This is a genomic window from Pseudofrankia saprophytica, from assembly GCF_000235425.2.
In the GTDB taxonomy this organism is placed as follows: Bacteria; Actinomycetota; Actinomycetes; order Frankiales; family Frankiaceae; genus Pseudofrankia; species Pseudofrankia saprophytica.
The window spans coordinates 4,541,670-4,555,321 of sequence record NZ_KI912266.1; the positions used below are offsets into that span (position 1 = coordinate 4,541,670).

The window sequence follows — 13,652 nt, forward strand, 5'->3', positions numbered from 1 at the left end:
AGGGATGGTGCTGCCTCGCTCTCGCCGGCTCGCAGGCCTTGAACCCGCTACGTCAACACCCTCATGGTCCAGGACGTCCTCGCCGACGACGTGCAGGTCGTCGAGGTCCACGACCTGCACGCCTGGGAGATCACCTCGGGGCAGCCCGCCCTGTCCGCGCACGTCCTCGTTGTTCCCGGCGGCGACTGCCACCACGTCCGCCGTGTCCTGCAGGGCGTGCTGCGCGAGGAGCACCGGATCAGCCACGCCACTCTCCAGGTCGACCACCTCGGCGAGGACCAGGACACCGGCCTGCTGCAGATCACCACCCCCGAGACTGCCCAGGCTGACCACGCGCGGCGCGAGGATTCCCACGGCCCGGTGCACTACCCGGCCTCTCACCCGCACTGACCGGTCCGGGCCGGCTTTCGCCCTCGCGCCGGGCGCGGCCAGTCAGTGCTCGGCGAAGAGGACTTCCTTGACCTCCCGCGCCGCGTAGTAGACCAGCACGTAGCCGGCCGCCGGGTCCGCCCACCACAAGCCGGCCAGAGTGTTGAGGACCAGGCCGAGCAGCACCGCGGCCGCGAGCAGGCCGTCGATCAGGGTGACCCGCCCCTCGGTCCTGAGCACCGGGTTGTCGAGCGCCGCGCCGGTGCGGGCCTTGCCCACAGCGAGGGTGAACATGACCGCCGCGGTCACCGCCGTCCACGCGATGCCCAGCGGCGAGTGGCGCGGGTGGAAACCGGCCACCAGCACCCACGTGGACGCCACCAGCAGATAGAGCGCGAGCAGCGCGAAGCCCACGCCGATCAACCTCAGCGCGCGGCGCTGACGCTCCTCGCCGGCACCGGACAGCTCCCAGAGCACCACCGTGGACGCGCCGATCTCGATCAGCGAGTCCAGGCCGAACCCGGCGAGCGCCACCGACCGCGCGGCGATCGCCGTGACGGTGAGCACCACAATGCCGACCACGTTCCAGCCGAGCGTGGCGTACTCCAGCGCGAAGCCCCGGCGAAGCAGAGCGGGGCGCGCGGTGGCGTCCATGCTGGTCATCGCGGCAGCCTCCCGCGGGGTCGGGTGGTCCGGAGCAGGCAGCGGCCGGTGTTCACCAGCGCGGGTGGACTGGCGATACCGGCGTTCTTCCGTCAGGCGGCGGTGTGGTGGCTGAGGGCGGCGTGCGGATCGGCGCCGTGGGGCGGGTGGTCGGTGTGGACGGTGGCGGCGGTCAGCCGGGGAACCGCGTGGATGAGGGCGTGTTCGGCGGCGACGGCGAGGCCGTGGGCCTGCACGACGGTCAGCTGCGGGTCGACGACGATGTCGGCCTCCGCGCGCAGGGCGTGGCCGATCCAGCGCATCCGGACCTGCCCCACCTCCCGGACTCCGTCCACGGCGCGCAGCGCGGACTCGGCGGTGTCGACCAACGCCGGGTCTACGCAGTCAAGCAGGCGCCGGCAGACCTCACGGGCGGCGTCCCGCAGCACGAGGAGGATGGCGACGGTGATCAGCAGGCCGACCGCAGGGTCGGCCCAGCGCCACCCGAGCGCGACCCCTCCGGCGCCCGCCAGGACGGCCAGGGACGTGAAGCCGTCGGTGCGGGCGTGCAGCCCGTCGGCGACCAGCGCCGCGGAGCCGATCCGGCGGCCGGTGGCGATCCGGTAGCGCGCCACCCACTCGTTGCCGGCGAACCCGACCACGGCGGCGATCGCCACCGCCCACAGGTGGCTGATGCCGCGCGGGTGCAGCAGCCGGTCGACGGCCTCATAGGCGGCGAGCGCCGACGAGGCGGCGATCGTGAGCACAACAGCGACACCGGCCAGGTCCTCAGCGCGGCCGTAGCCGTAGGTGTAGCGGCGGTTCGCCGGCCGCCGACCCAGCACGAACGCCAACCCGAGCGGGACCGCGGTCAGCGCGTCAGCGCCGTTGTGGATCGTGTCGCCCAGCAGCGCCACCGACCCGGACAACGCCACGACCGCCGCCTGGACCGCCGTGGTCAGCCCCAGGACACCCAACGACAGCCACAGCGTGCGCGTGCCCTCGCGCGAGGTCTTCATCGCGGAGTCGATCTTGTCCATCGCCCCATGGCTGTGCGGGGCGGCCAGGTGCCCGGCCTGGTCGCGCAGCCTGGACCACCAGCCGTCCCGGTGGGCCTGCCCGTGGTGGTGACCGCCGTGGTCGTGGCGGTGTCCGTGCGGCTCATGGGGATGGGTGTGCCCGTTCACGGCGTGCCTTTCGGGGATGTGGCTGGACGCTGGTGTCGCCACCCCCGCATTATGTGCGTGTGAACGCACGCATGCATCTATCAGGTGCGCATCCCTCGCAGCAGCATGAGGACCGCGAACGTCTCGCGGTGGCCGTGGACGTGCTCGGCCTGCTCGCCGACCGCACCCGCCTAGCCCTCCTGGCACGGCTCGGTGAGGGTGAGGCCGACGTCACCACCCTGACCGAGGCGACCGGAGCAACCCGAACCTCCGTGAGCCAGCACCTCGCCCGACTGCGGCTGGCTGGCCTGGTCACGACACGCAAGGAAGGACGGCACGTGGTGTACGCGCTGCGCTACGGGCACCTGCGCCGCCTCGTCGACGAGGCGCTGAGCGTCGCTGACCACCAGCTCGGCCACCTACCGCCGCACGACTGAGCCCGCCGGACAAACGGCCCGTCCTGGTCTTCAACAAACCTTCGTTTCCTGAAGATCAGCCCCGGGAGATCGACAAGGGCCCTGGAGTCGTCAGAAACTCCTTCAAATACCGGCACCCTCAAGAACTCCCACTGGACCGTTTGCTGAGATGAGCGCGGCCGTGACCGCAGTCTTCGAGCCCACCGAACTCCTCGCGGCGCGGGTACTGCCCGCGGACCCGGATTCACCGCGGCCGTGGCTGGCGAAGGTGAGCCTCCAAGGGAGTCGCGGCGCGGCCTCCCGGATGGCGAGGGGACGGCGTCAGCCGCGGGGGGCGGGGATCGTCCAGCCGGTCTTCGCGGCCCAGGGGCGGGCGCGGGCGGTGATCTCCTGGATGATGGTGCTCTTGGCCTCGGCGTAGTGCTGCATGCTCGGCCAGTCGAGGGCCGCGAGCGCACGCTTGGCCGCCTCGTAGGCGGTGCGGTCGGCGGGGTCGTGGCGCAGCCAGTCGCGGAACAGCAGGTGGCGGTGCTCCCAGTCGCTGCCCGCGCCGCAGACGTGGATGTGCACGTCCTGTTCGGGGGTCCGGAACATCCAGTGCTCGCCCTGCTCGCGCACCCGCACCACGTAGCCGGTGCGCAGCAGCGGGCCCTCGAAGCTCGCCGCGTCGGCCATGTCGGGGACGCTGACCTGGATGTCGATGATCGGTTTCGCGCCGAGCCCTGGCACCGAGGTCGAGCCGATATGCTCGACCCGCACTGCCGCCTCGCCGAGTGCCCCGACGATCCGCGCCTGTTCGTGCGCGAACTGCTTGACCCATTCGGGGCGGTAGGCGGCGATCACGATCGGCCGCTTCTCCAGCCCGCCGACGAAGATCTCCTCCCGCGGCGTCACCGCCGCCGGGTCCACGCTCGCCACCACGACCATCCCGCACGCCCCCTCAGCACGGCGCGAATCACCCGACTCCGGGTCATCCCGGACCATCTCCCCCGCCACCGGCCCATTCTGCGCCGGACCGCTGGTCTGCGGGCCGTCGGAACAACGACACCCCGGTCCGAGCCCACACCGGGACCGGCCTCGGACCACCCATGGACACGCCACCGGGCGGTCTATTTCGGCCCGCGGGAGCGCAGCAGGACGTCGAGCCCGTCGAGCATGCGGGCGAGGCCGAAGTGGAATTCCCCGTGCAGCTCGTCGGCGACCCCCTCTGGCGGCACGGCCGGGTCGATCTCACCGGAGACCGCGATCGCGTGCAGCGCGGGGAACCGCTCCGGGTCGAGCAACCGGGCGAGTGTCGCGCCGTAGTCACCGTCGTCCGGCCCGTAGGTGCCGGCGCTCGCGGCGGCCGTGACGTCGCTTGTCAGCTGCGCCGCGGACATGGCGTAGCGGGACAGCATCAGGATCGCCGACAGCTTCTCCTGACCAGCCAGCGGCACGCCGGCGAGGGGGGCGACGCCGCGGTCCATCCAGGCCAGCTGGTTGGGCAGGTTCGGCGCGCCGCCGATCTCGATCCGGGTTATCCACGGGTGCGCCAGTGCCCGCTCGTACATACCTCTGGTCCAGGCGTCGAGCCCGGCCCGCCAACCGGCGGCCGGGTCGGTCACCAGCGTCTTCGGCGGCGGGCCGACGGCCTCGTTGAGCATCAGCAGGAGCAGGTCGTCCTTGCTGGCGACGTGTCGGTAAAGCGACATCGTCGTGAAGCCGAGCCGTTCGGCGACCCGGGCCATCGACAGCGCGCCGAGCCCCTCCTCGTCCGCGAGCGCGACCGCCGCCTCGACCAGGCTGTCCAGCCGCAGCGCCGGGCGCGGACCGCGCCGCGGCCGCGCGGGGGCGCCCCACAGCTGCTCGAACGCGCCCGGCGGCCCCCCGGCCGCCGGGGTGCGCCGCTCGCCGCCGCCCACCGGGGCGCCGCCCCCACTCGCATCCCTCGTCATCCCACCGCCCTGTCCACCGACGCCCGTCGACCCACCCGCGCGCCGCGGCGGCCCCGGGGAGGTGCCTGCCTTGAGTGTCGCCTCCCCGACGGCCGGCCACCGAGCTGCCTCGCCATCACCCGTTGACCACCTTCCGACAACTGCGTATAACGTACATCATGTGTACGCCATAAACAGTTTTGGTTCGGCCGGCACACGAGGTGGGCGTAGCCCCACCTCGGGCCGGGTTCCAGGACCCGTGTCCGGGCCACGACACTCCGCCACGATGATCCCGCCGGCCACCGCCGGCGGGCATCCCCACCGCGCGGCGGCACGCGCCAGCCACCGACCCAGCCCCGAACCCCAGCCACCGACTCCCCCGCCATCCGGCCCCACCCGCCAGCCGTCCCGGCCAGAGCCGGCCGGGTGGACGCGGGAGATCCGACCAGAAAGGTCACCGACCATGCCGACCACCCTGGACGCCGGCCGTGAGCCCCCGGCCTCCCCTCTCCCATCGGCGTCCCCGGCGCCTCGTCTCCCGGCGGGCGCCGACGGCGCGGTCATCCGGGTGCGCGGCCTGCGCAAGGCGTTCGGCGCCGTCACCGTGCTCGACGGGGTCGACCTGGACGTCGCCGCGGGCCACGTCCACGCGCTGCTCGGCCCGAACGGCGCCGGCAAGACGACGCTGGTGAGGATCCTCTCGACGCTGCTGCGCGCCGACGCCGGCGAGGCGACGGTCGCCGGCCACGACCTGGCGCGCGCGCCGCGCCGGGTCCGCGAGGTGATCAGCCTGACCGGCCAGCACGCCGCCGTCGACGAGCTGCTCACCGGCGAGGAGAACCTCTGGCTCGCCGCGCGGCTGTTCCGCCTGCCCCGGGCTGTCGCGCGCCGCCGGGTCGCCGAGCTCGTCGACGCGTTCGACCTGGCCGGTTTCGCCCGCCGCCTGGTCAAGACCTACTCCGGTGGCCAGCGCCGCCGCCTCGACCTCGCCGTCGGCCTGGTCAGCGACCCCGAGGTGATCTTCCTGGACGAGCCGACGACCGGCCTGGACCCACGCAGCCGCCAGGGTGTGTGGGACGTCGTCGCCCGCCTCGCGGACGGCGGCGCGACGGTGCTGCTCACGACGCAGTACCTGGAGGAGGCCGACCAGCTCGCCGACCTGGTCTCGGTCCTCGACGGGGGCCGGATCGTCGCCGAGGGCACCCCCACCGCGCTCAAGGCCCGCCTCGGCGCCGAGCGCGCCGAGCTGACGTTCTCCGACGACACGGCATACGCCCGCGCCGTCGCGGTCCTGCGCGCCACCACGCCCGCCGAGGGCGCGCCGCCTGCGCCAGCCACCCCGTCCGGGGTCGTCGGCGGCCCCGGCACCGACGGGGCGGCCCTGGCGGCCGGCGGCGGCGTCGACGCGGACCCGGTCGCCCGCCGGGTCGGCGTGCCCACCGACGGCTCCGCGTCCGCGCTGCGCCACCTGCTCGACGACCTCGACGACCGCGGCATCGAGGTCGCCCGCGTCGAGCTGAGGGTTCCCACCCTCGACGACGTCTTCTTCGCGCTCACCGCCGGTTCCGCCTCTCGGAAGGAAACCCGATGACCACCGCCGTCCCGTCCGGAGTCCCCGCCGGATCGGATTCACCGATCCGGCCGGTCGGCCACCCACGCGCCGCCACCAGGCCGACCCGCTCCGGCGGCGGAACCCCCGCCATGATCGGCCGGAGCCTGCGCCGGCTGCCCCGCCAGCCCGACACGGTGATCATCTCCGTCGCGCTGCCGGTGATGCTGTTGCTGTTGTTCGTCTACGTGTTCGGCGGCGCGCTCGACGCCGCCGGCGGCCGGACCGCCTACCTGACCTACGTCGTCCCGGGGATCATCGTGCTGGCCTCGGGGTGGGGCGCGGCGTCCACGGCGGTCGCCGTCGCCGCCGACATGGCCAACGGGATCATCGACCGGTTCCGGTCGATGCCGGTCCGCGCCCCGGCGGTGCTGACCGGCCACGTCGTCGCGAGCCTCGCCGCCAACGCCGTCGCGACCGCACTGGTCATCGGCATCGCGCTGGGCCTCGGCTTCCGCCCCGACGCCGGCGTCGGGGGCTGGTTCGCCGCGATCGGGGTCGTCGCGTTCTACGTGCTGGCGATCACCTGGGTGTCGGTCGCGCTCGGCCTGCTCGCCGGCAGCCCCGACGCGGCGAACGGGATGACGTTCTTCATCCTGTTCCTGCCCTATGTCAGCAGCGGCTTCGTCGCGACCGACACGATGCCCGGCCCGTTGCGCGCGTTCGCCAACCACCAGCCGCTCACCCCGGTGATCGACACCGTCCGCGGCCTGCTCGTCGGCGGCGGCGCCGACGGCTCGGACGTCGCGGCGGCCCTGGTCTGGTGCGCCGGCATCCTGGCTGTCGGCTACTGCGCCTCCGCCGTCATCTACCGCCGCCGCTCCGCGCGCTGACGGCCGCGGGGAACCGGGGCCGCACAACCCCGGTGTCGAACGACGCTGGAGTCACACGACCATGGAGTAGGCGATGACACCGCGGCGCAGGGCGCTCATCGCCTCGCGGGCGGTGGAGCGCAGGGCCGAGTCGGGCCCGGCCGACTGGGCGATCTGGTCGAGCAGGTCGAGCAGCTGGCGCATCCAGCGGACGAAGTCGCCGGCGGTCAGCTCGGTCGCGTCCTCACCGAGGATCCGTTCCAACGACCGGCCCGACGCCCAGCCGTAGGCCGCGGTGACGAAGCCCAGCTCCGGCGGCCGCAGGAAGGCCAGGCCATGGTCCTGCTCGACGCCGGACAGCTCGGCGTAGATCCGGTGGGTGGCGCCGAGCGCGGTGCGCAGGTCGTCGTCGCCCGGCAGCGCCGGCATGGCCAGGTCGTCGCCGCGCGGCTCGAACACCAGCGACGACACGGCGGCGGCCAGCGCCGCCGGCGTCAGCGGCTCCCACACCCCCCGATCCAGGCAGACCGCGACGATCAGGTCCTGCTCGGTGTAGATCCGGGCGAGGCGCGTGCCCTTCGGGGTGACCGTGTCCCCGTCGAGGTAGCCGAGCTCGGTCAGCGCCGCGCGGACCCGGTCGAACGTGCGGGCGACGGTGTTCGTCCGGCCCTCGACCTTGCGGGCCAGCGCCTCGGTCTCCCGGCGCAGCCGGGCCGCCCGCTCGGCCTTGCGCAGGTGCTCCTCGCGGCGGGGGCAGTCGTGCACCGGGTGGGCCCGCAGCGCGCGGCGCAGCCGGGCGAGCTCCGCGTCGTCGGCCGCGGCGGCGCGGGCTCGCTCCCGCTTGCCCGGCTCGGCGCGCAGCTCCGCGTGGTGCAGGGAGCTCGCGAGGTCACGCCGGGAGCGGGCGTCGCGGGGGTTGAACGTCCGCGGCACCCGCACCCGGCCGAGCGGCTCCACCACGACCGGGAAGTCGATCAGGGACAGCCGCCTGACCTGCCGGTCGGCGGTGAGCACCAGCGGGCGCGGCTCGTCGGTGGACCGGGGGTCGATGGCCACGTCGAGCACGACGGCGAGCCCCATCCGCCGCCCGGCCGGCACCCGGACCACGTCGCCGATACGCAGCCGGGCCAGCGCCTCGGCCGCCTCCGCGCGCCCCCGGGCCGCGCCCTCGCGCGACAGCCGCTTCTCCCGCTCCCGGATGTCCCGGCGGATCTGGTCGTACTCGAGCGCGGAGCCCCGGTCGCACTCGACCTCGGCGGTCAGCTCGTCGAGCGCCGACTGGTTGCGCCGCACCTGCCGCGCCAGCCCGACCACCGCCCGGTCGGCCTGGAACTGGGCGAACGACGACTCCAGCACCGTGCGGGCACGCTCGGCGCCGAGCCGGCCGACCAGGTTGACGGCCATGTTGTAGGACGGGCGGAACGACGAGCGCAGCGGGTAGGTCCGGGTCGAGGCGAGCCCCGCGACCGCCAGCGGGTCCAGCCCCGACTGCCAGAGCACCACCGCGTGGCCCTCGATGTCGATGCCGCGCCGGCCGGCGCGGCCGGTGAGCTGGGTGTACTCGCCGGGGGTGATGTCGGCACGGGCCTGGCCGTTGAACTTCGACAGCCGTTCGAGGACGACGGTGCGCGCGGGCATGTTGATGCCGAGCGCGAGCGTCTCGGTGGCGAACACGGCGCGGACCAGGCCGCGGACGAACAGCTCCTCGACGACCTCCTTGAACACCGGCAGCATCCCGGCGTGGTGCGCGGCCAGACCCCGCTCCAGCCCGTCGAGCCACTCCCAGTAGCCGAGGACGCGCAGGTCGCCGTCGGGGATCCCGGCGGTGCGGGCCCGCACGTGGGCGCGGATCTCGGCGGACTGCTCGGACGTCGTCAGCCGCAGCCCGGCGGCCGCGCAGGCCGCCACCGCCGCGTCGCAGCCGACCCGGCTGAAGACGAAGGTGATCGCGGGCAGCAGGCCGTCACGGTCGAGCCGTTCGATCACCTGCGGGCGGCTCGGCCCCCAGGGGCGCCGCCGCGGCCGGCCACCGGGGCCGGGCCGGCCGGAGCGCGACCAGTCGGGCCCCGAACTCTCCAGCCGGGCCAGCCGCAGCAGCTCCGGGTTGACCGGCCGCCCGTCCGAGGCCACCACCCGGTCGTCGCTCTCGGCCGTCCCGTTCGGCCGGCTGCCCGTCGCCGTCAGGTCGTCGCGGCCTCCCCCGCCGGCACCACCGGAGCGGGCCGGCCGGTCGGCGCGGCCGCCGCGGGCCTGCCGCCCAGGGGGGCCGGCCCGTCCCGGCCGCTCGCCGCGCGCGCCGTCCCGGGGGCGGTCCCGCTGGCCGGGAAGGGCGCTGGGACCGGTGGCGGCGGGTTCGAGCGCGCGCGGGCCCCCGCGGACGTCACCGAGCGTGGCCGCGTCCTCGACGAACAGGTCGTAGAGCGTTCGGTCGGCCAGGACGTGCTGCCACAGCGGCACCGGCCGGTGCTCGGAGACGATCACCCTGGTGTGGCCGCGGACGGTGACCAGCCACTGGGCGAACTCCTCGGCGTTGCTCACCGTCGCCGACAGCGACACCAGCTGGACGTGCGCCGGCAGGTGGATGATCACCTCTTCCCAGACGGCGCCGCGCTGCCGGTCGGCGAGGTAGTGGACCTCGTCCATGACGACGTAGGCGAGATCGTCGAAGCGGTGACTGCCCGCCGCGGAGGCGTAGAGCATGTTGCGCAGCACCTCGGTGGTCATGACCACCACCGGCGCGTCGCCGTTGCGGGAGGTGTCCCCGGTCAGCAGGCCGACGTTGGCCGCGCCGTGGGCCGCGACCAGGTCGGCGTACTTCTGGTTCGACAACGCCTTGATCGGCGTGGTGTAGAAGCAGCGCCGCCCGCCGCGCAGCGCGAGGAAGGCGGCGAACTCGCCGACGATCGTCTTGCCGGCGCCCGTCGGCGCGGCGACGAGCACCCCCTCGCCAGCGGCGAGGGCCTCACAGCCCTCGATCTGGAAGGGGTCGAGGGCGAACGGGTAGCGCGCCGCGAACTCGGCCAGCGCCACCGCCGGGTCGGCGACCGCCACCCCGACGGGTCCCTGTTCGGCCTCCGCCTCGAGCTCCAGCGTCAGCTCGCCGTCCACCTCGGCTGCCGGCTCGTCGTCCGGCGCCGGCAGGACCGGCCGCGGGCCGGTCTCGCTGCTGGCGAGCTCCGCGGTGTGGGAGAAGTCGACATCCTCACCCGGCTCGGGTCGCTGGGCGGTCACGTCTTCAGGTTACGGGACCGGTCCGACACCCCCGCCTGGCCGCCGGACGGCGTGGTCCCCGGCCGGTCGGCAGGGGACGCCGGACGGTCAGGTAACGTCGCCGCCCGCGGAGCCGGCCGAGTCGGCCGGGCCGACCTGGGCGAGCGCGGCGAGCTGCTTGCGCGCCTTGCGGCCGGCGCGGCCCTCCTGCTGGGCCTGCTCCGTGAGCGTCGCCAGGCGGCGCGCCTCGCCGGAGTCGTCGAAGTCCAGCGGCGTGGCCGCGTCGTCGTCGAACTCCGCGTAGGCGGACGTGTCCCCGCGCAGCTTCTTGCGCCGGTCGTTGAGCCAACCGATGAACAGCGCCACCTCGTACAGCAGGATCATCGGCAGGCCGAGCGCCAGCATCGTGAACGGGTCCTGGCTCGGCGTCACGATCGCCGCGAACACGAAGGTCAGGAAGATCTCGGCCCGCCGCCACGACCGCAGCCGCTTCGTGGTCACCAGCCCGGCCAGGTTGAGCAGGCAGATCAGCAGCGGGACCTCGAACGAGATGCCGAAGATGAGCAGCATCGCGATCACATAGCTGAGGTACTTCTCCGCGGACAGGAGGCTGACCAGGTGCTCGCCGCCGAAGCCGAGCAGCAGCCTGAGCCCGGTCTCCAGCGTCAGGTACGCGAAGACCCCGCCGACCGCGAACAGCACCAGCGAGATGGACACGAACGTCAGCGACCAGCGCCGCTCGTGCTGGTGCAGGCCCGGCGTGATGAACGACCAGAGCTGGTAGAGCCAGACGGGCGCGGAGAGCACCGCGGCCGCGATCGCGGCCACCTTCAGCTCGATCATGAAGGCGCCGGTGATGTCGAAGAAGTACAGCTGGCAGTTCGCGCCGGCCTGCTGCGCGCGCAGCTTCGCCGGCAGGTCGCAGTACGGCCCCGTCAGCCAGTGCATGATCGTGTTCTTGAAGACGAAGGCCACGACCAGGGCGGCGAGGAACGCCAGCAGCGACTTGAACAGCCGGTTGCGCAGCTCACGCAGATGCTCGGTGAGCGGCATCCGGCTGTCCTCGACCGTGCGGGTACGCCGGTCGTTGACGGACGAGGCGATGCGCCGCGGCGTGGGGATGCCAGGCACGTTCGGGGCCGCTCCTGCTAGGTCTGTCGGGCTGCTGGGTCCGTCGGGAGGCCGGGCGCGGCGGCCCGCCCATGGTCGGTCAGTGCTGCTGCTGGGCCTCGACCGGGCCGGCGCCGTTGGTCGACGAGGCCGGCGTGGCGGCGTCGCGCTCGAGCTCCGCGACCCGCTTGCGCAGCGCGTCGACCTCCGAGGTCTCCAGCTCGGCCCTCGGGGTGGCGACCGGCTGCGGCGACGGCGCCGGGGTCGGCGTCGCGTCGTCCTCGCGCAGGCCCTTGGTCTCCGCCTTGAAGATCCGCAGCGAGCGGCCGAGCGACCGCGAGGCCTCAGGCAGCTTCTTCGCCCCGAACAGCACCAGCACGACGATCGCGATGATAATGATCTCGGTCGTACCCAGGTTCGGCATGGCAGACGTCCTCCGGTGTCCGATGACCGGTGCGGCGACCGGTGCGAGCCTGATGCTACGACGGAAGCATAGGTCGGAACAGACAACAGCGAGGTAACCCGCAGGTGACGTAATGCGCCTACACCCGTGTCTACCTGCATCTCCCGGCACACCGGGTCACCTGACCGGCCCCGTTTTTTGTTGTTTCGGGCCGTCGGGACGCGTGCCACCCACCGGAATCCGCCGCCAGAGCCGGGACGACCAGGCCGAATCCTCGAGCCCGGCCCGACAGCCCGGTCAGGCCGGTCAGCTCGCGGAGGACCGCTCGGCGAGCCGAGCCGTCACCTCGGCCGAGTCGATCCGGGCAGCCAGGGCAGAGGTCTCGGCCGACAGGCCGGACACCTGCTCCTTGAGCTCACCGGCCGTGGACCGCGCCACGCCGATCTTGCGCCACACGGCCAGCGCGCACAGCACGAGCAGCAGCAGCGACCCGACGATCAGGGCGACGTCGACCAGAACCCACCGCATGACCGATGACCCTACCGTCCCGCCCGTCAGGACGAGGGCGCGTCGTAGGCCGTGAGGGCCTTGGCCGCGGCGTCGTGGATCTCGGTGACGAGGGTGGGCGGCCCGACGACCCTGGCGTCGCCGCCCAGGCCGAGCAGCAGGCGGCGCAGCCACGCCGTCCCGGTGGCGTACAGCGTCATGCGCAGCCCGCCGCCGGGCAGCTCGGCGGTCGACTCGACCGGGTAGTGGTCGGCCGCCCAGCGGGCGGCGGCGGACAGGTCGACGACGGCGAGCAGGTCCCCGGGGCCCGGGGCGAACACCCCGGCGCTCAGGTCGCGGACGGCGGCGTCCGGCGGCGGGGCAGCCCGCTCGTCCAGCACGCGCACCCCGGCGGCGCCCCCGACGATCGAGTCGAGGCGGAACATCCGCACCGCCTCGGCGCGGTGGCACCAGCCCTCCAGGTACCAGTGCCCGTCCATCGACAGCAGCCGCATCGGGTCGACGTCGCGCTCGGTGAGCTCGTCGCGCGACCAGACCAGGTAGCGCAGATGCACCCGGCGCCGCTCCCGCAGCGCGCGCTGCAGCACGGTGAGCACCTCGTTCGGCGGGTCGAGCTGGACGCCGACCCGCTCGGCGGGACGGCTGCCGATCGCCGCCTCGATCCGCTCGACCGCCCGTTCCAGCGCCGCCCGGCCGGCGAGTCCCGGCAGGTCGGCGAGTGCCCGCGCGGCGACGACCAGGGCGGTCGCCTCGTCCACGGTCAGGCGCAGCGGCCGGTCCAGGGTCTGCGGGTCGACGACCGTGATCTGCCCGCCCTCGTAGCTGATGTCGATCAGGTCACCGGGTGCGCCGCCGGGCAGGCCGCAGATGAACAGCAGGTCCAGGTCGTCGCGCAGCTGGCGGGCGGTGATCCCGAACGCCTCGGCGGCGGCGTCCACGGAGACGCCCGGCCGCGCGCGCAGCCATGGCACCAGCGCCAGCAGGCGGGAGAGCCGGTCGTCCGACGGCGCCTCGCCGGGCGCCCGCCCGGTCGTCCGGACCGGCGCCGGCCCGTCGGCGCGCCGGCGCCCGCCATCGCCGCCGCCCGCGGCAGGGGCTGGAGCGCCGCCGCTGGCCGAGTCCGTGGTACCTGCCGCACCGGCGGCGGGCGGGGACGCGGCCGAGGCGGCCGCGCCGTCGGCGGCGGCGCGCAGCCTGCGGACGACCTCGGCGCGCACGTCCGGCGGGTCCAGGGCGACGACGTCGGCGCCGTAGCCGGCCACCCAGCGAGCCATCCGCTCGACGTCGGCGAAGCCGATCCGCAACACGTCCATGTCCGCGCCGACCCCTGGCCACACCCCGGCGGCCTCCCCCGCCGCGGGCGGCGTGCCGGACTCGGCGGGGGCGCCGGCCGGGTCCGGCGCCGCGACGGGGCGGCCGCGGCGGCGCAGCGCGTGGCCGGCGCCGACCCGGACCGCCAGCGTCGCGGTGCGCACCCGGTCCGGCACGGAGGACG

The 13,652-nt window shown here is 74.3% G+C and carries 13 protein-coding genes; 4 read left to right on the forward strand and 9 right to left on the reverse strand.

Annotation, left to right across the window (positions count from 1 at the left end; genetic code table 11):
- Positions 1–63: 63 nt before the first annotated feature.
- Complete coding sequence (locus FRCN3DRAFT_RS0219055; protein WP_007519031.1) at positions 64–390, forward strand: cation transporter dimerization domain-containing protein; 327 nt, start codon at positions 64–66, stop codon at positions 388–390.
- Positions 391–432: 42 nt separating this feature from the next.
- Here the strand turns inward: FRCN3DRAFT_RS0219055 and FRCN3DRAFT_RS0219060 are convergent, their stop codons facing one another.
- Together FRCN3DRAFT_RS0219060 and FRCN3DRAFT_RS0219065 are read right to left on the reverse strand one after the other, a co-directional pair.
- A complete protein-coding gene (locus FRCN3DRAFT_RS0219060; protein WP_007519030.1) occupies positions 433–1,032 on the reverse strand; it encodes a cation efflux transmembrane domain-containing protein in 600 nt (199 codons plus the stop codon).
- Between the two features lie 92 nt (positions 1,033–1,124).
- Positions 1,125–2,240, reverse strand: a complete 1,116-nt coding sequence (locus tag FRCN3DRAFT_RS0219065; RefSeq protein WP_106410233.1) for a cation diffusion facilitator family transporter — start codon at positions 2,238–2,240, stop codon at positions 1,125–1,127.
- Between the two features lie 86 nt (positions 2,241–2,326).
- Here FRCN3DRAFT_RS0219065 and FRCN3DRAFT_RS0219070 point away from each other — a divergent pair, with 86 nt between their 5' ends.
- Positions 2,327–2,614, forward strand: a complete 288-nt coding sequence (locus FRCN3DRAFT_RS0219070) for an ArsR/SmtB family transcription factor (protein ID WP_232794079.1) — start codon at positions 2,327–2,329, stop codon at positions 2,612–2,614.
- A gap of 300 nt (positions 2,615–2,914) precedes the next feature.
- Here FRCN3DRAFT_RS0219070 and FRCN3DRAFT_RS0219075 read toward each other — a convergent pair whose 3' ends face one another.
- Both FRCN3DRAFT_RS0219075 and FRCN3DRAFT_RS45215 read right to left on the reverse strand, forming a co-directional pair.
- Positions 2,915–3,520 carry a GrpB family protein gene (locus FRCN3DRAFT_RS0219075; RefSeq protein WP_007519023.1) on the reverse strand — a complete coding sequence of 202 codons (606 nt, stop codon included), beginning with the start codon at positions 3,518–3,520 and terminating at the stop codon, positions 2,915–2,917.
- 182 nt (positions 3,521–3,702) lie between these two features.
- A complete protein-coding gene (locus FRCN3DRAFT_RS45215; protein ID WP_063630164.1) occupies positions 3,703–4,527 on the reverse strand; it encodes a TetR/AcrR family transcriptional regulator in 825 nt (274 codons plus the stop codon).
- A 442-nt stretch (positions 4,528–4,969) separates the two neighbouring features.
- Between FRCN3DRAFT_RS45215 and FRCN3DRAFT_RS0219085 the strand changes: the two genes are divergently transcribed.
- Together FRCN3DRAFT_RS0219085 and FRCN3DRAFT_RS0219090 are read left to right on the forward strand one after the other, a co-directional pair.
- Positions 4,970–6,097: an ABC transporter ATP-binding protein gene (locus FRCN3DRAFT_RS0219085; protein WP_007520214.1), complete on the forward strand. Its 1,128-nt coding sequence runs from the start codon at positions 4,970–4,972 to the stop codon at positions 6,095–6,097.
- Positions 6,094–6,948: an ABC transporter permease gene (locus FRCN3DRAFT_RS0219090; protein WP_007520212.1), complete on the forward strand. Its 855-nt coding sequence runs from the start codon at positions 6,094–6,096 to the stop codon at positions 6,946–6,948. Before FRCN3DRAFT_RS0219085 ends, FRCN3DRAFT_RS0219090 begins: the two co-directional genes overlap by 4 nt.
- Before the next feature lie 51 nt (positions 6,949–6,999).
- Here FRCN3DRAFT_RS0219090 and FRCN3DRAFT_RS0219095 read toward each other — a convergent pair whose 3' ends face one another.
- The 5 genes from FRCN3DRAFT_RS0219095 to FRCN3DRAFT_RS57430 form a co-directional block, all read right to left on the reverse strand.
- Entirely contained in the window at positions 7,000–9,978 is a 2,979-nt protein-coding gene (locus tag FRCN3DRAFT_RS0219095; protein WP_051466970.1) for a DEAD/DEAH box helicase, read from the reverse strand.
- 267 nt (positions 9,979–10,245) lie between these two features.
- Positions 10,246–11,268, reverse strand: coding sequence for a twin-arginine translocase subunit TatC (gene tatC, locus FRCN3DRAFT_RS0219100; RefSeq protein WP_007520208.1), 1,023 nt, complete (start codon positions 11,266–11,268; stop codon positions 10,246–10,248).
- Between the two features lie 79 nt (positions 11,269–11,347).
- Complete coding sequence (gene tatA, locus FRCN3DRAFT_RS0219105) at positions 11,348–11,671, reverse strand: Sec-independent protein translocase subunit TatA (protein WP_007520206.1); 324 nt, start codon at positions 11,669–11,671, stop codon at positions 11,348–11,350.
- Between the two features lie 285 nt (positions 11,672–11,956).
- Positions 11,957–12,178 (reverse strand): hypothetical protein, encoded by a 222-nt coding sequence (locus tag FRCN3DRAFT_RS0219110; RefSeq protein ID WP_007520204.1) that lies wholly within the window; start codon positions 12,176–12,178, stop codon positions 11,957–11,959.
- Positions 12,179–12,204: 26 nt separating this feature from the next.
- The coding region (locus tag FRCN3DRAFT_RS57430) for a WYL domain-containing protein (RefSeq protein ID WP_342435332.1) at positions 12,205–13,652 on the reverse strand (1,448 nt) is incomplete at its 5' end.